The following is a 19,761-nucleotide window of genomic DNA, read 5'->3' on the forward strand; positions in this document are numbered from 1 at the left end:
GGAGCGAGCCTGCTCGCGAAGGGGCCGGGTCAGGCAATATCAATCAGTCCAGATGCGCCCAGGTCATCCTGAACAACGCCCCGCCCCACACCGAGTCGCCAACCTCAACCTGCCCGCCATGGGACTGCGACACCCGCCGCACCAGCGCCAGGCCCAGTCCGAAACCACCGGTGCGCCGATCACGGCTGGCATCCAGTCGGGAAAACGGTTCGAAGATTTTTTCCCGTCCCTCCAGCGGCACACCCGGCCCGTCATCGCTGACCCGCACTTCATAGTCATTGCCGTTGCGCAGCAGCGACACCTCAACGCGCTGCTCGGCATAGCGAATGGCGTTGCGCAGAAGGTTGATCACCGCGCGCGCCATGAAACGCGGTTCGATGCTTACGGTGTCGACCTGGCAACCCGCGATCGTCAACTGCACGCCCACTGCTTCGGCCTCAAGCGCCACACTGCCGACAACGCTGTCGAGCCAGTCGGCCGCATGAATATTCTCCCGTTTGATCACTGTCGCGCCGTGTTCAAGGCTGGCGTACGTCAGCAGCTCCGAGACCATCTCCTCCAGCTCACCAAGGTCGGCATACATGTCGGCGATCAGCTCGCGATTCTGGCTCGCGTCGGGTTGCTGTTTGAGCTGATCGAGTTCGAACGACAGCCGCGCGATCGGTGTGCGCAATTCGTGCGACACCGCATTGGTCAGCTCGCGCTGATTGGCGATCAAGCCCTCAATGCGCGCCGCCATCAGATTGAAATGCTCGGCCAGGTCGCGGATGTTCGAGCGCCGCGACAACTGGATGCGCACCGACAGATCGTTGTCGCCGAAACGCTCGGCCGCCAGCCGCAGCTTTTCCAGATCGCGCCAGTGCGGGCGCACCCAGAAAAACAGGACGATGCCGATCAGCACTGCGAGCATCATGTACGCCGCGGTGATGTAGAACGGCATCAGGCTCGGCTCCGGCGGCAGCTTGATGCTGAGCAGCTGCGAGCCGCCATCGATGTTGCTGATGAACTGCGTGTAATCGTCGCGGATCACCAACAGGTTCCGCGCGAGCTCGGCTTTTTCCTGCGGTGTGAGGGCCAGTTGATCGGCCTCGATCAGGCTCAGCGACAGACCGTAATGCGCGCGCAATGAATCGAGTTTCTGTTCACGCTCGGCGCCTTCGCGGCCTTGCAGATGATCGACCAGCGACCACGCCTGACCGCGCACGGCTTCACGGTTGTAATCCTGCGTCTGGCTGTCGAGCAAGGCGTTGAAGGTGTGCTCGACCGTCTGCAACGCCAGCACCAGCCCTACCGTCATCACCAGAAACAGCCCGAGGAACAAACGCAGCATCTACAGCTCCCACGCGAACGGATTGAACAGATAGCCCTTGCCCCACACGGTCTTGATGCACACCGGCTCGCGGGGATTGTCCTTGAGTTTGTTGCGCAGTTTGCTGATGTAGACGTCGACGCTGCGGTTGAGGCCGTCGAAAGCGATGCCGCGCATGCGATTGAGAATGTCATCGCGGGAAAGAATCTTGCCTGCCGCGCTGGCGAGCAACCAGAGCAATTCGAACTCCATGGTGGTCAGCTCGATCAGCTCACCGGCCAAGCGCACTTCACGGCAACTGCGGTCGATGCTCAATTGCCCGAACTCAAGAAAACTCACCACGCTGCTGTCCGGCGTCTGCCGCCGTTGCAGCGCACGCAGCCGCGCGAGCAGTACCGGCGGCTTGATCGGTTTGATCACGTAATCGTCAGCGCCGGACTCCAGACCGAGGATGTGATCGAGATCGTCTTCCTTGGCGGTGAGGATCACGATCGGCGTGTCCGAGACACTGCGAATTTCCCGACAGACCTGCAGACCGCTCTGCCCCGGCAACATCAGGTCGAGCACCACTACTTTCGGCTTGAATTCAAGAAACGCGGCCACGGCAAGATCACCGCGAAGCACCGTGCGCACCTCGTAGCCGTGTTGTTCAAGAAAGTGAGCGATCAGCGCGGCGAGACGCTCATCGTCTTCGACCAGCAGGACTTTGCCAAAACCCAGGTTATCCATAACGATCGTTGCCAAGCCAAACGTGGAAGGGCCGATATTATGCTGGCATTCATCAAACAGGCGATGACGGCAGACAGCAAAAACCGGCCACTTGGGCCGGTTTTCGGTGATGTTTCATACTTTTAAGATTTTTTTACAATCCGACAATGATGTCCGATTGAATTGCGGACCTCTGTAGGAGCTGCCGAAGGCTGCGATATTTTGATTTTCGATTTGTAAAAACAAGATCAAAAGATCGCAGCCTTCGGCAGCTCCTACCCGATCATGCAGCGACCGGCACACCGCTGTGGAAGCGGAATTCCTCGTCCGGCGATTCGATCAGTTCCTGCTCGGCCGCACGGACGCGCTCGATCACCTGCGCGACATCCTTGGCATCACCATACTGATAGGCCAGTTTCAGATAACCCTGAAAGTGCCGCGCCTCGCTTTTCAGCAAACCGAAATAGAACTTGCCCAGTTCTTCGTCCAGATGCGGCACCAATGCTTCAAAGCGTTCGCAACTGCGCGCTTCGATGAAAGCGCCAACCACCAACGTATCCACCAGTTTCACCGGCTCATGGCTGCGCACCACTTTGCGCAGGCCCGAGGCGTAGCGGCCGGCGTGCAGCTGACGCAACTCGATCTTGCGCCGCTTCATGATGCGCATGACTTGCTCGTGGTGCACCAGTTCTTCCCGGGCCAGGCGCGACATCATGTTGATCAGATCGACATGGGCGTGGTACTTGGCAATCAGGCTCAGCGCCGTGCTGGCGGCCTTGAACTCGCAGTTCTTGTGATCGATCAGCAGGGTTTCCTGATCGGCCAGTGCCGCCTGGACCCAGGCGTCGGGCGTGCGGCAGCCAAGGAATTCGTGGATTTCGGGAAGGATCATGGGGCTCACGGTAAAAGGTGTTCGAGCGAAGGGCGCCGATTATACCGGCCTGCCCGCAGACCACCAGCGGCGGCTGTTGATATGCATCAAGTCGCAGACGTTCGGGTAGCAACTATAGTTGTGCAACGCCGTGCCTTTTCTTTGCTGGAGACTCCGCTCATGCAAGCCATTCGCAGCATTCTGGTGGTCATCGAACCTGAACATGCAGAAAGCCTGGCGCTCAAACGCGCCAAGCTGATCGCCGGTGTTACCCAGGCCCATCTGCATCTTCTGGTGTGCGACAAGAAGCATGACCACGCCGGCCTGCTCAGTGTGCTCAAGGCGGCGTTGCTTGCCGAAGGGTACAGCGTGACCACCGAACAGGCATGGAACGAGAGCCTGCACGAAACCATCATCGATGTGCAGCAGGCCGAGGGTTGCGGCCTGGTGATCAAACAGCACTTCCCCGACAGCTCGCTGAAAAAAGCCCTGCTGACCCCGGCCGACTGGAAGCTGCTGCGCCACTGCCCTACCCCGGTGCTGCTGGTCAAAACCGCCGGTTCGTGGAAAGACAAAGTGATTCTGGCTGCGGTCGATGTCGGCAATGCCGACGGTGAGCATCGGCATTTGCACAGCACCATCATTGATCACGGCTATGACATCGCAAGTCTGGCCAAGGCACATCTGCATGTGATCACCGCGCATCCGTCGCCGATGCTCTCGGCGGCAGACCCGACGTTTCAGCTGAAATCGACCATAGAAGCCAAATACCGCGAGCAGTGCCGGGCGTTTCAGGCGGAGTTCGATGTCGATGACGAGCACCTGCACATAGAGGAAGGCCCGGCGGATGTGTTGATCCCGTTCATGGCGCACAAGCTCCAGGCGGCAGTAACGGTTATTGGCACGGTGGCGCGCAGTGGTTTGTCAGGCGCGTTAATCGGCAATACGGCGGAAGCGGTGCTGGATACGCTCGAAAGCGATGTGCTGGTGCTCAAGCCGCAGGAGGTTGAGGATCATCTGGTGGAACTGGCCGTGAAACATTAAGAGCAAAAGATCGCAGCCTTCGGCAGCTCCTACAGGTAGAACGCATTCCCATGTAGGAGCTGCCGAAGGCTGCGATCTTTTGCTGTTCAGGCGCCGAAGGCGTCTTTCAGAAAGCCCGGGGCGATGTAGCGCTGATAATGCGCTTCCGACAGCAGGAAGAATTCCCGATCAATGGCATCGCGCAGTTCCGGCAGGTTCCAGTCGCGGAATTCCGGCAGCAACACCATCCCGTACGCCTCAAGATTAATGATCACCCGCGCCCCCCGGGCGATCAGCTGATAGGCCCAGCAATACTCCGACTGATGCGGTACGAAGCGGATCTTGCGCTGTTCGAGCTGCTCGCGCAGGCGGCCCGGATCGAAGATCTCGACTTTGCTCGCCATCACTTGTGACAGCAATTGCTCCAGACGCAGCCACACCGCACGTTTTTCCTCCTCGTTGTATCCGTTCCAATGGATCACTTCGTGATGGAAACGCTTGCAGCCACGGCACACCAGGTCACCGTAAACGGTGGAGCAGAGGCCGACGCAGGGGGTCTTGATGGTCTGATTGGGCATAAATGGGCAGAACACTGAAACGCGGAACAGGCCGGCATGTTAGCCCTTTGTCGGGCATTGATCACCCCTCAAACAGCAAGGTCTCGCCAGCGTCGCAGGTTTGCTCGGGCCGCGCTGATTGCCACGAAAGTCCAATAGAGCGCGACTTACCTTTAAATTTTTTTTGCCGTAGAATCAGCCAGCCTTTTAAGGCGCCAATGTCCGTTAGAAGCTGTTTTCAAAGCGTCACGAGCACAGTCGTTCCTTCAGAGCGGTGTTGGCGAGGGGTTTTTCCAGCGGGGAAAAGCTCAACGCCAACCCTCATCAGCTCCCCGTTCTGCAGGCGTAAAACTTTGAAAGCAGCTTCTGTAAGGAATTGCCGGTAATTCTGGCCGAACGACCCACAACGTCGTGAGGCGCATGAGTACGGCAATTTCGGGATGAGCGTCCCGGACACCCATTTGGGACCACTGATGAGGGTAATAACTGTGCTTGAAGCCTACCGCAAACATATCGAAGAGCGTGCAGCCCTGGGTATCGTTCCCCAGCCGCTTAACGCCGAACAAACAGCAGGCCTGATCGAGCTGCTGAAGAACCCTCCGGCTGGCGAAGAAGCTTTCCTCGTTGACCTGATCACCAATCGCGTACCGCCTGGAGTGGACGAAGCCGCTTACGTCAAGGCCGGTTTCCTGTCTGCCCTGGCCAAGGGCGAAGCCACCTCCCCTCTGCTGGACAAGAAACGCGCTGTAGAACTGCTCGGCACCATGCAGGGCGGCTACAACATCGTCACCCTCGTTGAACTGCTGGACGACGCCGAGCTGGCGCCAGTCGCCGCCGAAGAACTCAAGCACACCCTGCTGATGTTCGACGCCTTCCACGACGTCGCTGAAAAAGCCAAGAACGGCAACGTTCACGCCAAGGCCGTGCTGCAATCCTGGGCTGACGGCGAGTGGTTCAAGAAGCGCCCGGTCCTGGCCGACAAGATCAGCCTGCGCGTATTCAAGGTCACCGGCGAAACCAACACCGACGACCTCTCCCCTGCGCCAGACGCCTGGTCGCGTCCTGACATCCCGCTGCACGCCCTGGCCATGCTGAAAATGGCCCGTGACGGCATCGTTCCGGACGAGCAAGGCAAGACCGGCCCGATGAAGCAGATCGAAGAAATGCGCGGCCAGGGCTTCCCGATCGCCTACGTCGGTGACGTGGTCGGTACCGGTTCCTCGCGTAAATCGGCCACCAACTCGGTGCTGTGGTTCTTCGGCGACGACATCCCGTACGTGCCGAACAAGCGCGCTGGCGGTTTCTGCTTCGGCAGCAAGATCGCTCCGATCTTCTACAACACCATGGAAGATGCCGGCGCCCTGCCGATCGAGTTCGACGTGTCGAACATGAACATGGGCGACGTGATCGACCTGTACCCGCACGCTGGCAAAGTCTGCAAGCACGGTACCGACGAAGTCATCACCACTTTCGAAATGAAAACCCCGGTGCTGCTGGACGAAGTCCGTGCCGGCGGTCGTATCCCCCTGATCATCGGCCGTGGCCTGACCGAGAAGGCTCGCGCCGAATTGGGTCTGCCGCCGTTCGATCTGTTCAAGAAGCCGGAAGCTCCGGCTGAAAGCACCAAGGGCTTCACCCTGGCGCAGAAAATGGTCGGCAAGGCTTGCGGTCTGGCAGAAGGCCAGGGCGTGCGTCCTGGCACCTACTGCGAACCGAAGATGACCACCGTGGGTTCTCAGGACACCACCGGTCCAATGACCCGTGACGAACTGAAAGACCTGGCGTGCCTGGGCTTCTCCGCTGATCTGGTGATGCAGTCGTTCTGCCACACCGCGGCTTATCCAAAGCCGATCGACGTGACCACCCACCACACCCTGCCTGACTTCATCATGACCCGCGGCGGCGTTTCCCTGCGTCCGGGCGACGGCATCATCCACTCGTGGCTGAACCGCATGCTGCTGCCGGACACCGTCGGTACCGGTGGTGACTCGCACACCCGTTTCCCGATGGGCATCTCGTTCCCGGCCGGTTCCGGTCTGGTCGCGTTCGCCGCTGCTACTGGCGTCATGCCGCTGGACATGCCGGAATCGATCCTGGTGCGCTTCAAAGGCAAGATGAAACCTGGCATCACCCTGCGTGACCTGGTTCATGCCATTCCGTACTTCGCCATCCAGAACGGTCTGCTGACCGTGGAGAAGAAAGGCAAGAAAAACGCCTTCTCCGGCCGCATCCTGGAAATCGAAGGTCTGGAAGGTCTGACCCTGGAGCAGGCGTTCGAACTGTCCGACGCCTCGGCCGAACGTTCGGCTGCCGGTTGCACCATCAAGCTGTCGAAAGAGTCGATCACCGAGTACCTGCAGTCCAACATCACCCTGCTGCGCTGGATGATCGGCGAAGGCTACGGCGATGCGCGTACCCTGGAACGTCGTGCTCAAGCGATGGAAGCCTGGATCGCCAATCCTGAGCTGATGGAAGCCGATGCCGACGCCGAATATGCCGAAGTCATCGAAATCGATCTGGCCGAGATCAACGAGCCTGTGCTCTGCGCGCCGAACGATCCGGACGACGCCCGTCTGCTGTCCAGCGTTGCTGGCGAGAAGATCGACGAAGTGTTCATCGGTTCGTGCATGACCAACATCGGTCACTTCCGCGCTGCCGGTAAACTGCTGGATCAGGTCAAGGGTCAGCTGCCAACCCGTCTGTGGCTGTCGCCGCCGACCAAGATGGACGCTCACCAACTGACCGAAGAAGGCTACTACGGCATCTACGGCAAGGCCGGCGCACGCATGGAAATGCCAGGCTGCTCGCTGTGCATGGGTAACCAGGCACGCGTTGAGCCGAACAGCACCGTGGTCTCGACGTCGACCCGTAACTTCCCGAACCGTCTGGGCGACGGCGCGAACGTCTACCTGGCCTCGGCCGAGCTGGCGTCCGTTGCTTCGATCCTGGGTCGCCTGCCGACTGTCGAGGAGTACATGGAATACGCTGGCAAGATCGACAGCATGGCGGCCGATGTCTACCGCTACCTGTCCTTCGACCAGATCGCCGAGTTCCGTGAAGCTGCTGCGAACGCCAAGATCCCGGTCGTTCAAGCCTAACGCTGCAAGGCCATAAAAAACGCCGCCCATCGTGAGATGAGCGGCGTTTTTTTATGCTGATCGCCTATCGCCTGATCGTTCCCACGCTCTGCGTGGGAATGCCTCTTGTGACGCTCTGCGTCACGTTTGGGGACATAGAGCATCCGGGGCTGCATTCCCACGCAGAGCGTGGGAACGATCAGTCATCAATGACAGGTCAGACAGCCAGCTTGTAAACCAGCGCCGAAATCGCTACTAGCCCCACCGCCGTAACAAACACGTTCGACGCCTGACCGCGATAGCGCGCCATCGCTGGCACCTTGCGAATCGCGTACATCGGCATCAGGAACAGAATCGCCGCAATCACCGGCCCACCGACGGTTTCGATCATGCCCAGGATGCTCGGATCAAGCGTCGCGACGATCCAGCAGATCACCAGCATGAACGCCGCCACGATGCGATCCAGCGCTTTGGCGCCCGGACGTTTGCCGCTCTTGACGATCAGGCCCTTGAGGCCTTCGCTGGCCCCGATGTAATGACCGAGGAACGACTTGGAGATCGCCACAAACGCAATCAACGGCGCCGCAAACTCGATTGTCGGGTTGCTGAAGTGGTTGGCCAGGTACGACAGGATCGACAGATTCTGCTCTTTTGCCTCAGCCAGTTGCTCTGGCGACAGGGTCAGCACGCAACTGAATACGAAGAACAGCACCAAAATGACCATCAATGCATGAGCGCGCGCGAGGATCTGTGAGCTGCGCTCATCGGCGTGCACACCGTAACGACGCTTCTGGTCCATCGCGAACGCCGAGATGATCGGCGAATGGTTGAACGAGAACACCATCACCGTAATCGCCAGCCACAGCGTGTGCAGCAGCGCTGACGGCGCCGGCACTTGCGAGGCGGTGGCGAGGATGCCGCCGTTCCAGTGCGGAATCAGGTACACGGCGAGGAACAGCAGCGCAACGATGAACGGATAGACCATCAGGCTCATGGCCTTGACGATCGCCTGCTCACCGCAACGAACCACGGCCAGCAGGCCGAGAATCAGCACGAACGACAGCAATGCGCGCGGTGGCGGCGTGATGTGCAGTTGGTGTTCGAGGAAACTGGCGACCGTGTTGGTCAGGCCGACGCTGTAGATCAGCAGGATCGGGAAGATGGCAAAGAAGTACAGCAGCGTGATCAAGGCACCGGCCTTGATACCGAAATGCTGCTCGACCACTTCGGTGATATCGGCGCCTTCGCGACCGGACAGGACAAAACGGGTCAGGCCACGGTGCGCGTAAAACGTCATCGGAAATGCCAGCAGCGCGAGGATCACCAGCGGCCAGAAGCCACCCAATCCTGCGTTGATCGGCAAAAACAGGGTGCCGGCGCCAATGGCCGTCCCAAACAGTCCCAGCATCCAGGTGGTGTCCTGGCGATTCCAGCTCGAAAGTTCAGCGGGTGCTGCTGCGTCGAAGCGCTTTTCGAGGCTATTGGCCTGATCATTCATCCGGTCGGATCTCCGCATTCCGGTCACTTGCCACTCGGTCAGGACGCGTCGGAAAAAACCGACAGACATGCTCCGGCCGAAACAGGGGCGCGATTCTCCGTGATAAATCAATGCAAGCAAAGACTTAGCTGAGGAATGGTTGTGCGGAGCAGATCCAAGGATGGTCGTTTATAGAAAAAACAAGGTCGTTTATGGATACGTCGGATGCCGCAAACGGATACGTTTTGCACCCACCCATGCGTCATCGAATGCGCCTAGAGCGATATGCCGAGCATGAAACCCAATAAAACGCAGTACAGCCCGAAGCCGAAAAGCAACCAGAGCTTGCCATTTTCGCGCTTGTCTCTATTGCGCACCGCTTCGTCATATTCTGCGAACTCTCGCTCAATTTGCTCCAGTCGTGCCTTACGGTCATATGTGCTCATACTGATTAACCTTTGAATAATGCGCCTGACGGTCGTGAAGCATGAAGACTCACAACTTGAAGAAAAACCCTGCCACTGCGGTGATTGCAGTCAAGACTCCACCAAACACTGCAATTGGATAGAGCTTCGTCTCCCCTGATAACTTTTTCTCTTCAGCCTGAAGCTTTTTCCATTCAGCCACGAGTTCCCTTGATTCGTTTTCCAGCCTGTCTAGCTCCAGATTTTCGCGATCGTTATGGAACATTTGCCCTCCTTGGCTGCTGGCGGATCGGTGTCAGCATTTGCATGCACATCGACGGCTATCGTCATGCCCTTATCATCAAACTGTTCCATTCACGCTGACCAGCAGACGCATCTGCCATCCCCGTAGGCAAAATCCGCGATTCACGTAAGCCTCCTCATACGAGTGGTCCGCAATATTCCAGACCAACTACCTGCCAGAACTCCGCCATTGATCTAGCGTGAGAGAAGCCATAACCCAAGGAGCCTCCCATGCCACTGGTCCGCGTCGACATCCAGCAAAATCCCGATCCCACTTTCGCCAGGCGCATCGGCGAACAGATCTACGCCGCCCTGCGCACCTGTATCGATGTGCCCGAGCACGACAACTTCCAGATTCTCAACGAGCACGACGGCCAGCACTTCGTGTACGACCCGCAATACCTCGGCATCCAGCGCAGCGACGGCGTGGTGTTCATCCAGATCACCATCAGCGAAGGGCGCAGCGTGGAAAAGAAACAATTTCTGTTCAAAACCATTGCCGAGAGCCTGCATGCGCAACTGGGTATTCGCCTGGAGGATGTGTTCATCAATCTGCTGGAGGTAAAGAAAGAGAACTGGTCGTTTGGCAACGGCATTGCGCAATACGTCAGCTGATTCGCAGCGCCCATGCCTGCGTACTTGCTTGTTCCACGAACCCGTCCAGAATCAAAGCACCACTGCGTGAATGCAACGATTGCCAAGCCGCTGCGGATTCAGCACTCTGAGTCGACTTTCGCGACCCACCCGCCGCCAATCACAGGAGCCGCGCAATGCCCGCAACCGTTCTGGTACTGGTTGAAACGATCAATGACTATCTGCCGATTCTTGAGCATCAGGGATTCCACCTGATCCTCGCACCAACGCCAGCCGAACGTGCGCAAGCCATCGCCACCCATGGCAGTCGCATTGATGCCGTGCTCACTCGCGGCCCACTGGGCCTGACTGCGCAAGAGATCAGCGCCCTGCCCGCCCTGAAAATCATCACGGTGATCGGCGCCGGTTATGAACAGGTCGATCTGCAAGCGGCCAGTGACCGTGGGATCACCGTCACCAATGGCGCCGGAGTCAACGCCTCGTCAGTGGCCGATCATGCGATGGCGTTGCTGCTGGCATTGGTCCGCGATATCCCGCGCTGCGATGCAGCCGTGCGCCGCGGTGAATGGCCGAAAATCATGCGCCCGTCGCTGGCCGGCAAGCGTCTGGGCATCCTCGGGCTGGGCGCAGTGGGCATGGCGATTGCCAAACGTGCGGAGCTCGGGTTCGACATGCAGGTCAGCTACCACAGCCGCCAGGTGCGCAGCGATGTCGCTTATACATTCTGCTCGACACCCACCGATCTGGCGCGAGCCTCGGACTTCCTGGTCGTTGCCACGCCCGGCGGCATTGGTACGCAACATCTGGTGACGCGAGCAGTGCTCGATGCGCTCGGCCCCAAGGGTTTTATCGTCAACATCGCCCGCGCCAGCGTTATCGCAACGGCAGACCTGATCACCGCACTTGAGCAACGTCGTATCGCCGGCGCAGCGCTGGACGTGTTCGATCACGAACCGGAAGTGCCCGACGCCCTGAAACACCTCAGCAACGTTGTGCTAACCCCACACGTCGCCGGGTTGTCCCCTGAAGCCACGCAAGGCACCGTTGAACTGGTGGGGAAAAACCTGATGGCGTTTTTCTCCGGGCAACCGGTGCTGACTCCCGTCGCCTTGCCGCCCAAGTTGAACAACCAGCGCGTGCATTAACGCGCGTGGCATCGTCGAACCGCGCCGATCTTTGCCCCATTCTCAAAGTTGATTATCCAGCAACACGCTAACCTATAAGACCGACCCGCGCTTGTGAGCACCCGAGCGCGCTATTAGATTAGCCAATGATGTCTGGCCTCCAAAATAAGCAGAAGGGATAAGCATGGCGCTTACTGACCAGTCCACCCGGATCCGCGCGGGCGAAGAACTCGATGCCAGCCTGATCGATCCGTACCTCAAGGCGCACATTCCCGGCCTGACCGGCACGCCGCAGATCAGCCAGTTTCCCGGCGGCGCGTCGAACCTGACCTACCTGCTGGAATACCCCGAGCAAGAATTCGTTCTGCGCCGTCCGCCGTTTGGCCACAAAGCCAAATCCGCCCACGACATGGGCCGTGAGTTCCGCATTCTCAACCAATTGCGCGACGGCTTTCCGTATTGCCCGAAGGCCTACGTGCATTGCACCGACGAAGCCGTTATCGGCGCCGAGTTCTATGTGATGGAACGGGTCAAGGGCATCATCCTGCGCGCTGAGTTGCCGCCGGAGTTGGGCCTCGATTCGGCGAAAACCGAAGCGCTGTGCAAAAGCTTCATCGACCGTTTCGTCGAACTGCATCGGGTCGATTACAACGCCTGCGGCCTCGGCGATCTGGGCAAGCCTGAAGGCTACGTCGCCCGGCAGATCAAGGGCTGGAGCGAGCGTTACGAAAAAGCCCTGACCCCGGACGCGCCGCACTGGGAAGCGGTCAAAGCCTGGCTCAACGACAAGATGCCGGCCGACCACCCGATGTCGAGCATCGTCCACAACGACTACCGCTTCGACAACGTCATTCTCGACCCGGCCAATCCGATGCAAATTATCGGCGTGCTCGACTGGGAACTGACCACCCTCGGCGACCCGCTGATGGACCTGGGCAACACCCTCGCCTACTGGATCGAAGCCGGCGACCCGGCACCGGTGCAACTGATGCGCCGCCAGCCAAGCCACGCGCCGGGCATGCTGACCCGCCGCGAATTCGTCGACTACTACGCCGAGCGCTCGGGCATCCGCATCGACAATTTCGATTTCTACTACACCTACGGCCTGTTCCGCCTGGCCGGCATCGTGCAGCAGATCTACTACCGCTTCTACCATGGCCAGACACAGGACAAACGCTTCGCGCAGTTCATTCACATGAACAAACTGCTGGAGCAGATGAGCCTGCAGGTCATTCAGAAATCCAGCCTCTGATCCGGGCCAATAACAAGACTTTCAACAAGGGAAACCCATGTCCAAGACTCAGTTGTTCGACCTCGACGGCAAAATCGCTTTCGTCTCCGGCGCCAGCCGTGGCATCGGAGAAGCCATCGCCAAACTGCTGGCCCAGCAAGGCGCCCACGTGATCGTCTCGAGCCGCAAGCTCGAAGGCTGCCAACACGTCGCCGACGCCATCATCGCCGCCGGCGGCAAGGCAACAGCCGTGGCCTGCCACATCGGTGAGATGGAGCAGATCAGCCAGGTCTTCGCCGGGATCAAGGAACAATTCGGCCGCCTCGACATCCTGGTCAACAACGCCGCGACCAACCCGCAATTCTGCAACGTGCTCGACACCGATCTCGGTGCGTTCCAGAAGACCGTCGATGTGAACATTCGCGGCTACTTCTTCATGTCGGTCGAAGCCGGCAAGCTCATGCGCGAAAACGGTGGCGGCAGCATCATCAACGTCGCGTCGATCAACGGCATCTCGCCGGGCATCTTCCAGGGCATCTATTCGGTAACCAAAGCGGCGGTCATCAACATGACCAAAGTCTTCGCCAAGGAATGCGCGCAATTCGGCATCCGCTGCAACGCCCTGCTCCCCGGCCTGACCGACACCAAATTCGCCTCGGCGCTGGTCAAGAACGACGCGATTCTGAAACAGGCACTGACGCAGATCCCGCTCAAACGCGTAGCCGATCCAAGCGAAATGGCCGGCGCGGTGTTGTACCTGGCCAGCGATGCGTCGAGCTACACCACTGGTGTGGCGCTGAATGTGGATGGCGGATTCCTGTCCTGATTCCCAGGACAAATTGCTAACCCGTGTGGGAGCGAGCCTGCTCGCGAAAGCGTTGTCTCAGTCAGCTATGTTTTGACTGATACCACGCATTCGCGAGCAGGCTCGCTCCCACAGGGTTACTGCAGGGTTCCAGGCCTCATGCAATCGAGGAATCGCGAGTCTTATTGGGTTATGCAACGCGTAGTGGTGATGTGACGCGTCACCTGCCCATCCACATACACATCCCCGGCAACCTCAGTATTTTCCAGCACCTCACAACGACGTTCCGGCGGTGGCGCCGGCGCGACAGGCGCAGGGGGTGGAGGACTGGCACAACCGGCCAACAAAACTGCAAGAAAAGCCAACGGCAATACGCGTTTCCCAGGATTATTCATAGGACGACCCGCGGTAAAGAGAGACAAACTCCCGCAACCCAACCGGCCGCGGAAGACCTGACCACTCATTCTTTATAGCTGAGCGCCTTGTTAGCGCCAGTGGATTGGGGAGATTGGCTAGTTTGGGCTGTCGGTTTTGCGCAGATTTTCCAACAGAAGCCTGGATTGGGATTATGGTTGTCGGCGAGGGCCTCATCGCGAGCAGGCTCGCTCCCACAGAAAATCAAAATCAAAATCAAAAGATCGCAGCCTTCGGCAGCTCCTACAAACGATGAGCGTTAGCTCGAGTACCGCTTTTGATCTTGATCTTGGAGCCCGTCGGCAGGCTGAGTGGAGGGATTGATCCGGGCGTGGGAGCGCAGCGACCGTACGACGCAGTCGTACACAGCGAGTGTAGGTGCAGCGAAGCAAACCGGAGCCGCTGCGCCAGGATCGATCCCGGAGCGAAGGAACCCCGAGCCTCAGCGAGCGGGCCGAACGTCAGGGCGAAGACCTTTTGGTTACTTTTGGGGCGTTTGCCAAAAGTGACCCGCCGTAAGGGCGGAACCGTAACCAGCAGCACCCGCAGAAACGGATATACACCCACCCACCCCAAAGCATGGCCGGCCCAAAGGCCGCCAAGACCAAAGCGCGCTTAAGCCAAATCCGGATCCCGCGAAGAACGCAAGGAATTGCTCTCAAGCTCATACCGCAACTCATCCACCAACGCCTCGACCGCCCCAGGCGTACGCAGCGAAGCCAGATCCAGCCCGCTGATCACCAGATCCACCTGCCCCGAATCCCGGTGATACAACTTGACCGTCAGCGAATGATCACCATCCACCGAACACTCACAAGCCAGCGGCGCAAAACTGTGCTCGAGCCGAGCGCGCAACTGCGCAAGATTCATCATTGACGTTGTTCCTATGACTGTTTCAAAAGGGGCACGATCGCAGGCCCGAAATGGCCCACACCGCACCCCATCAGCCTAAGAACACAACGCCTTGGCCAATACATGAATTTGCACCCTTGTAACTAGTGCATTTGCACCCCTCAGCGCTGGCCCTTGGTGCCCCACTCTCCCGAAAACAAACCGCGCTCCCGAGCCCAGACGATCGCCTCGCTGCGGCTATGCACATCGATTTTCGAGTACACGGTGGCCACATGATTGCGCACGGTATTGGGCGCCAGCTTCAACCGCGCAGCGATCTCCTTGTCTGCCAGACCTTCACAGATCAAGCCCAGGACATCGCGCTCACGGGCCGTCAGGTCAGTGAATGAGGCACTGGGCAGCTGCGGCGAGTTGATCTTCTTCACGTTGGCCAGCTTCTCGATCAGCGTTCGGCTGAACCACGACGCATCCTTCATCACCTCTTCAATCGCCGCGACCAGCTCAAGCTCAGTGCGCTTGCGCTCGGTCATGTCCATCAACACCAGCAGATAGCAGGACGTGTCGTGAATGTTCACGGTGTCGGCCGAGACCGCACATTCCAACAACTCCTCGTCCTTCTTGCGCACCGGCACATCGACCCGATCCACCCGACCGTTCTTCGCCAGCGCCGACAGCAGGCGCGCGCGCGCGCTGTCATCGTGGATGAAGCTCAGCTGCGTCACGGTTTTACCGAGTACATCATCGCTGTCATAGGCCAGGGTATCGAGGAACGCCTGATTGACGTCGATGACCTCCTGCTTGTCAGCGGTGCAGATCAAAATTGGTACCGGCGTCAGACGAAAAGCCTTGGCAAAGCGCTCCTCGCTCTGACGCAAGGCCACTTCGACCCGGCGCCGAGGCTCCATGTCGACGAAGGAGAACAGCATGCAATTCTCGTCATTGAGCAGCAGCGGCTGACCGGCAACGATCACCTGTTTACTGCCACCGTCGGGGAGGCGCAACTCCGCCTGCATCTGCGGAATGGTCGCGACATCGCGCAAGCGCTGGACAGCCAGATCGCGCTGATCCGCCTGCTCGAAGATATCGATTTCGTAAGCCGAAGTGCCGATCACCTGATCGCGGGTATAGCCGGTCATTTCCAGAAAGCCCGGGTTGACCTTGATGTAGCGCAAATCGCTGAGTCGGCAGATCACTGCCGGTGCAGGGTTGGCATTGAAGGTTTTTTCGAAACGCAGCTCAGCGTTGGCCCAATCGGTGACGTCGCTCATGATCAGCACCAGCGACTCGGGCTGGCCGACGCGGTCGGTCAGGACCATGCTGCGCACACTGTGCACCCAGACCCGCTCCGGGTCGTCCACGGACGAAACTTCGATCAGCACATCATTGAACGCCTCGCAGCGGGCGACGCGGCTGATCGGGTAGTTGTCCGGCGGCAAGACATGATTATTGCGATAGCGCAGCGTGAAGCGTCTGGCGTACTCGTCGGCGTTACTGCCCAGATCACCGATGGTGCTGACACCGTGCATGGTCAGCGCCGCTTCGTTGGCCCAGAGAATACTTTTGTCGAGTTCCAGCAGAATCACCCCGTCCGACAGCCCGGCAATGATCTGCTGCAACTGGCGACGGTTGGTTTCGGTGGTCAGGACTTCCTGGCTCATTGGATCTCCACACTGTGATGCGGCTAGGTGAAGAGTACGACCGCGGCGGCTCGGGATCGTGCCACAACCCCAAAATCGCCAAAAAACCCCTGTGGGAGCGAGCCTGCTCGCGAAAGCGTTGGGTCAGACAGACCATTCGGTGACTGACCCGGCGCATTCGCGAGCACGCACGCTCCCACAGGTTTACTGGGTGTGTTTACCTTAGGCGGCACGCTCGCTGGCCGCCACCATCGCCGACGCCGCGAGCATCGCCCGCAACAACACCGCGCACCCCGCTGCCAGATCATCCGGCGCGGCATTCTCGATTTCGTTGTGGCTGATCCCGCCCTCGCATGGCACGAAAATCATTCCCGCCGGGCCGAGCTCGGCGAGGAAAATCGCGTCATGCCCGGCGCCACTGACGATGTCCATGTGCGACAGACCCAGCCCTTTCGCTGCGCCGCGCACCGCTTCCACGCAGCCCTTTTCGAAGTACAGCGGCGGGAAGTCGGCGGTCGGGGTCAATTCGTAAGAAAGGCCGTGCTCTTCGCAGGTCGCCTCGATCACTTGTTTCACTTCGGCAATCATCGAATCCAGCCGCGCCGGCTCCAGGTGGCGAAAATCCAGAGTCATGCGCACTTCGCCGGGAATCACGTTGCGCGAGCCGGGATAGGCTTGCAGGCAGCCGACCGTGCCACAGGCGTGGGGCTGATGGCCGAGGGCGGCGCGGTTGACGGCGCCGACGATCACCGAGGCACCGACTAAGGCGTCCTTGCGCAGGTGCATCGGCGTCGGGCCGGCGTGGGCTTCGACGCCGCGCAATTTCAGGTCGAACCACTTCTGCCCGAGCGCGCCGAGTACCACGCCGATGGTTTTCTCTTCGTCCTCGAGAATCGGGCCTTGTTCGATGTGCGCTTCGAAATACGCGCCAACCGCGTGCCCGCTGACCTTGCGCGGGCCGGCGTAGCCGATCGCATTCAGTGCTTCGCCGACGGTGACGCCGTCGGCATCGACCTTGGCGAGGGTTTCTTCGAGGGTGAATTTTTCGGCGAATACCCCGGAACCCATCATGCACGGGGCGAAGCGTGAGCCTTCTTCGTTGGTCCAGACCACCACTTCCAGCGGCGCTTCGGTTTCCACTCCGAGGTCGTTGAGGGTGCGCAGCACTTCGACGCCGGCGAGCACGCCGAAGCAGCCGTCGAACTTGCCGCCGGTGGGCTGGGTGTCGATGTGGCTGCCGGTCATGACTGGCGGCAGGCTCGGGTTGCGCCCGGCGCGGCGGGCGAAAATGTTGCCGACGGCATCGACCGTGACGCTGCAACCGGCGTCCTTGCACCACTGCACGAACAGGTCGCGGGCCTGGCGGTCGAGGTCGGTCAGGGCCAGGCGACAGACGCCGCCCTTGACCGTGGCGCCGAGTTTCGCCAGTTCCATGAGCGAGGCCCAGAGGCGATCGCGGTTGATGTGCTGATGGGTGGATTGCAGAACGTCTACGGCTGCGTTCATGGGGATCTCCTCAATGCTGATGCCGATAGTGCCCATGCTCTGCGTGGGCATTCATCCATGGACGCTCTGCGTCCGCTTTTGGGACGCGGAGCGTCCCGGGCTGCGTTCCCACGCAGAGCGTGGGAACGATCAGTTTCGGCGGTGTATGGAGCATCGCCTTCGCGAGCAGGCTCGCTCCCACAGTGAGAATGCATTTCCAATGTGGGAGCGAGCCTGCTCGCGAAAAGGCCCTTGCTCACACCGCTGTTTTCACGGCAGAAGGCTGCGCCCGCATCACGCACAACCCGTAATAAATCACCCCGCCCAACGCCGAGCCGGTGAACCAGCCATAGCTGTAGAACCAGCTGAACGCGTCGCTGCCCAGCGACAGCAGAGTCAGCGCCACCGGCACGCCAAAGGCGAGAAAACCGGCCCAGTTCCACGCCGGATACACGTCATCGCGGTACAGCCCGGCGAGGTCCAGTCGCTGTTTCTTGATCAGGAAATAATCCACCACCATGATCCCGGCGATCGGCCCGAGCAGGCTCGAGTAGCCCAGCAGCCAGTTTGAGTACACGGTTTCCAGGCTGATGTCGGAAACGATCAGGCCAAGCTTTTTCAGCAGTTCATGGCCCATCAGCACCAGCCCGACCAGACCGGTGAGCAACACCGCTTTGGTGCGGTTGATCACCTTCGGCGCGATGTTCTGAAAGTCATTGGTCGGCGAGACGATATTGGCGGCGGTGTTGGTCGACAGTGTGGCAACGATGATCAGCGCCATGGCCACAGCGACCCACACCGGGCTCTGGATATGCCCGATCAGCGTGACCGGGTCGGACACGGTGACGCCGACCAGTTTCACCGATGCGGCGGTCATCACCACGCCCAGCGCAGCGAAGAGGAACATGGTCAGCGGCAGGCCGAAAATCTGCCCGAGGATCTGATCCTTCTGGCTCTTGGCGTAGCGACTGAAGTCGGGAATGTTCAGCGACAGCGTGGCCCAGAAGCCGACCATCGCGGTCAGCCCTGCCGCGAAATAACTGACCACGCTGGCGCCTTCCGGGCGCTTGGGCGGGATCGCCAGCAACTCAGTCATCGACACATTGGGCATCGCCCACACCAGCAGGCCGATACCCACTGCAACCAGCAGCGGCGCGGACAGGGTCTCCAGCCATTTGATCGACTCGGCGCCGCGAATCACCACCCACAGATTCAGCGCCCAGAACACCATGAAACCGATCACCTCGCCGGTGCCGCCGAGGGATTTCCAGCCCTCGAACACCGAGCCGAGAAACAGGTGAATCGCCAGTCCGCCGAACATGGTCTGGATGCCGAACCAGCCACACGCCACCAATGCGCGAATCAGGCACGGCACGTTGGAGCCGAGAATGCCGAACGACGAGCGCAGCAGCACCGGAAACGGAATGCCGTATTTGGTGCCCGGGAAGGCGTTGAGGGTCAGCGGAATCAACACAATGACGTTGGCAAACAGAATCGCCAATAGCGCTTCGCCGACGCTCAAGCCGAAATAAGCGGTGAGCACGCCGCCGAGGGTGTAGGTCGGCACACAGATCGACATGCCGACCCACAGCGCGGTGATGTGCCATTTGTTCCAGGTGCGTTCGCGCACCTTGGTCGGTGCCATGTCGTGGTTGTAACGGGGGCTGTCGAGGACGTCGTTGCCGGCTTCGAGCTCGTACAAGCCGTCGCGCTCGGTCACTTGTGATCTGGTCTGTTGCATGGCCGCTCCACTGTTCTTCTGATTATTTTTTGCTCATCAGGCGGTTGGCGCGCACGACGCCAGCCGGACGATGGCCGGAGGAACTGACAACTTTCATGCACCGGCCATGGTGTCAGCGGCGGCATCAATAAACGTGCCGGGTCTGGCGC

The 19,761-nt window shown here is 59.7% G+C and carries 17 protein-coding genes; 6 read left to right on the forward strand and 11 right to left on the reverse strand.

Translation table 11 applies throughout. From position 1 onward, the window contains the following. Positions 1–43 precede the first annotated feature (43 nt). The 3 genes from FEE99_RS20465 to miaE all read right to left on the reverse strand — a co-directional run bounded on the left by FEE99_RS20465 (position 44) and on the right by miaE (position 2,909). Positions 44–1,330, reverse strand: a complete 1,287-nt coding sequence (locus FEE99_RS20465) for an ATP-binding protein (RefSeq protein WP_041480837.1) — start codon at positions 1,328–1,330, stop codon at positions 44–46. Further along, the gene (locus FEE99_RS20470; protein WP_041480838.1) at positions 1,331–2,038 is read right to left on the reverse strand and encodes a winged helix-turn-helix domain-containing protein; all 708 of its coding nucleotides are present in this window, start codon (positions 2,036–2,038) and stop codon (positions 1,331–1,333) included. Between the two features lie 262 nt (positions 2,039–2,300). Then, positions 2,301–2,909, reverse strand: a complete 609-nt coding sequence (miaE, locus tag FEE99_RS20475; protein WP_041480839.1) for a tRNA-(ms[2]io[6]A)-hydroxylase — start codon at positions 2,907–2,909, stop codon at positions 2,301–2,303. A 159-nt stretch (positions 2,910–3,068) separates the two neighbouring features. Here miaE and FEE99_RS20480 point away from each other — a divergent pair, with 159 nt between their 5' ends. After that, positions 3,069–3,932: a universal stress protein gene (locus tag FEE99_RS20480; protein WP_041480840.1), complete on the forward strand. Its 864-nt coding sequence runs from the start codon at positions 3,069–3,071 to the stop codon at positions 3,930–3,932. An 86-nt stretch (positions 3,933–4,018) separates the two neighbouring features. Here the strand turns inward: FEE99_RS20480 and FEE99_RS20485 are convergent, their stop codons facing one another. Beyond that, complete coding sequence (locus tag FEE99_RS20485; protein WP_041480841.1) at positions 4,019–4,489, reverse strand: DUF1289 domain-containing protein; 471 nt, start codon at positions 4,487–4,489, stop codon at positions 4,019–4,021. Positions 4,490–4,956: 467 nt separating this feature from the next. On the opposite strand from FEE99_RS20485, the gene acnB reads away from it, so the two are divergent. Beyond that, a complete protein-coding gene (gene acnB / locus FEE99_RS20490) occupies positions 4,957–7,566 on the forward strand; it encodes a bifunctional aconitate hydratase 2/2-methylisocitrate dehydratase (protein WP_039763151.1) in 2,610 nt (869 codons plus the stop codon). Between the two features lie 196 nt (positions 7,567–7,762). Here acnB and FEE99_RS20495 read toward each other — a convergent pair whose 3' ends face one another. The 3 genes from FEE99_RS20495 to FEE99_RS20505 all read right to left on the reverse strand — a co-directional run bounded on the left by FEE99_RS20495 (position 7,763) and on the right by FEE99_RS20505 (position 9,712). Then, complete coding sequence (locus tag FEE99_RS20495; RefSeq protein ID WP_041480843.1) at positions 7,763–9,043, reverse strand: HAAAP family serine/threonine permease; 1,281 nt, start codon at positions 9,041–9,043, stop codon at positions 7,763–7,765. 254 nt (positions 9,044–9,297) lie between these two features. Continuing rightward, positions 9,298–9,468 (reverse strand): hypothetical protein, encoded by a 171-nt coding sequence (locus FEE99_RS20500; RefSeq protein WP_163032915.1) that lies wholly within the window; start codon positions 9,466–9,468, stop codon positions 9,298–9,300. Positions 9,469–9,517: 49 nt separating this feature from the next. Further along, positions 9,518–9,712 (reverse strand): hypothetical protein, encoded by a 195-nt coding sequence (locus FEE99_RS20505; protein WP_041480844.1) that lies wholly within the window; start codon positions 9,710–9,712, stop codon positions 9,518–9,520. A 248-nt stretch (positions 9,713–9,960) separates the two neighbouring features. On the opposite strand from FEE99_RS20505, the gene FEE99_RS20510 reads away from it, so the two are divergent. From FEE99_RS20510 to FEE99_RS20525, 4 genes are all read left to right on the forward strand, one after another. After that, positions 9,961–10,344, forward strand: a complete 384-nt coding sequence (locus FEE99_RS20510) for a tautomerase family protein (RefSeq protein ID WP_041480845.1) — start codon at positions 9,961–9,963, stop codon at positions 10,342–10,344. A 155-nt stretch (positions 10,345–10,499) separates the two neighbouring features. Continuing rightward, the gene (locus FEE99_RS20515) at positions 10,500–11,468 is read left to right on the forward strand and encodes a 2-hydroxyacid dehydrogenase (RefSeq protein WP_041480846.1); all 969 of its coding nucleotides are present in this window, start codon (positions 10,500–10,502) and stop codon (positions 11,466–11,468) included. 163 nt (positions 11,469–11,631) lie between these two features. Further along, positions 11,632–12,699 carry a phosphotransferase family protein gene (locus FEE99_RS20520; RefSeq protein ID WP_041480847.1) on the forward strand — a complete coding sequence of 356 codons (1,068 nt, stop codon included), beginning with the start codon at positions 11,632–11,634 and terminating at the stop codon, positions 12,697–12,699. Between the two features lie 37 nt (positions 12,700–12,736). Further along, positions 12,737–13,504: an SDR family oxidoreductase gene (locus tag FEE99_RS20525; protein WP_041480848.1), complete on the forward strand. Its 768-nt coding sequence runs from the start codon at positions 12,737–12,739 to the stop codon at positions 13,502–13,504. A gap of 1,008 nt (positions 13,505–14,512) precedes the next feature. Here FEE99_RS20525 and FEE99_RS20530 read toward each other — a convergent pair. From FEE99_RS20530 to FEE99_RS20545, 4 genes are all read right to left on the reverse strand, one after another. Then, positions 14,513–14,770 (reverse strand): DUF1652 domain-containing protein, encoded by a 258-nt coding sequence (locus tag FEE99_RS20530; protein WP_024013284.1) that lies wholly within the window; start codon positions 14,768–14,770, stop codon positions 14,513–14,515. Between the two features lie 140 nt (positions 14,771–14,910). Further along, positions 14,911–16,407, reverse strand: a complete 1,497-nt coding sequence (locus tag FEE99_RS20535; RefSeq protein ID WP_041480851.1) for a helix-turn-helix transcriptional regulator — start codon at positions 16,405–16,407, stop codon at positions 14,911–14,913. Between the two features lie 201 nt (positions 16,408–16,608). Next, the gene (locus FEE99_RS20540) at positions 16,609–17,892 is read right to left on the reverse strand and encodes a Zn-dependent hydrolase (RefSeq protein ID WP_041480945.1); all 1,284 of its coding nucleotides are present in this window, start codon (positions 17,890–17,892) and stop codon (positions 16,609–16,611) included. A gap of 235 nt (positions 17,893–18,127) precedes the next feature. Further along, a complete protein-coding gene (locus tag FEE99_RS20545; RefSeq protein WP_041480853.1) occupies positions 18,128–19,612 on the reverse strand; it encodes an NCS1 family nucleobase:cation symporter-1 in 1,485 nt (494 codons plus the stop codon). Positions 19,613–19,761 lie beyond the last annotated feature (149 nt).

Source organism: Pseudomonas sp. ef1 (genome assembly GCF_007293365.2).
Classification (GTDB): Bacteria; Pseudomonadota; Gammaproteobacteria; order Pseudomonadales; family Pseudomonadaceae; genus Aquipseudomonas; species Aquipseudomonas siliginis.

Bases quoted from the DNA above. Each gene is read 5' to 3' on its own strand.
- FEE99_RS20465 (WP_041480837.1), bottom strand. From the start codon at position 1,330: ATGCTGCGTTTGTTCCTCGGGCTGTTTCTGGTGATGACGGTAGGGCTG.
- FEE99_RS20505 (WP_041480844.1), bottom strand. From the start codon at position 9,712: ATGTTCCATAACGATCGCGAAAATCTGGAGCTAGACAGGCTGGAAAAC.
- miaE (WP_041480839.1), bottom strand. From the start codon at position 2,909: ATGATCCTTCCCGAAATCCACGAATTCCTTGGCTGCCGCACGCCCGAC.
- FEE99_RS20535 (WP_041480851.1), bottom strand. From the start codon at position 16,407: ATGAGCCAGGAAGTCCTGACCACCGAAACCAACCGTCGCCAGTTGCAG.
- FEE99_RS20540 (WP_041480945.1), bottom strand. From the start codon at position 17,892: ATGAACGCAGCCGTAGACGTTCTGCAATCCACCCATCAGCACATCAAC.
- FEE99_RS20495 (WP_041480843.1), bottom strand. From the start codon at position 9,043: ATGAATGATCAGGCCAATAGCCTCGAAAAGCGCTTCGACGCAGCAGCA.
- FEE99_RS20510 (WP_041480845.1), top strand. From the start codon at position 9,961: ATGCCACTGGTCCGCGTCGACATCCAGCAAAATCCCGATCCCACTTTC.
- FEE99_RS20470 (WP_041480838.1), bottom strand. From the start codon at position 2,038: ATGGATAACCTGGGTTTTGGCAAAGTCCTGCTGGTCGAAGACGATGAG.
- FEE99_RS20530 (WP_024013284.1), bottom strand. From the start codon at position 14,770: ATGATGAATCTTGCGCAGTTGCGCGCTCGGCTCGAGCACAGTTTTGCG.
- FEE99_RS20525 (WP_041480848.1), top strand. From the start codon at position 12,737: ATGTCCAAGACTCAGTTGTTCGACCTCGACGGCAAAATCGCTTTCGTC.
- FEE99_RS20500 (WP_163032915.1), bottom strand. From the start codon at position 9,468: ATGAGCACATATGACCGTAAGGCACGACTGGAGCAAATTGAGCGAGAG.
- FEE99_RS20485 (WP_041480841.1), bottom strand. From the start codon at position 4,489: ATGCCCAATCAGACCATCAAGACCCCCTGCGTCGGCCTCTGCTCCACC.
- FEE99_RS20515 (WP_041480846.1), top strand. From the start codon at position 10,500: ATGCCCGCAACCGTTCTGGTACTGGTTGAAACGATCAATGACTATCTG.
- FEE99_RS20520 (WP_041480847.1), top strand. From the start codon at position 11,632: ATGGCGCTTACTGACCAGTCCACCCGGATCCGCGCGGGCGAAGAACTC.
- FEE99_RS20545 (WP_041480853.1), bottom strand. From the start codon at position 19,612: ATGCAACAGACCAGATCACAAGTGACCGAGCGCGACGGCTTGTACGAG.
- FEE99_RS20480 (WP_041480840.1), top strand. From the start codon at position 3,069: ATGCAAGCCATTCGCAGCATTCTGGTGGTCATCGAACCTGAACATGCA.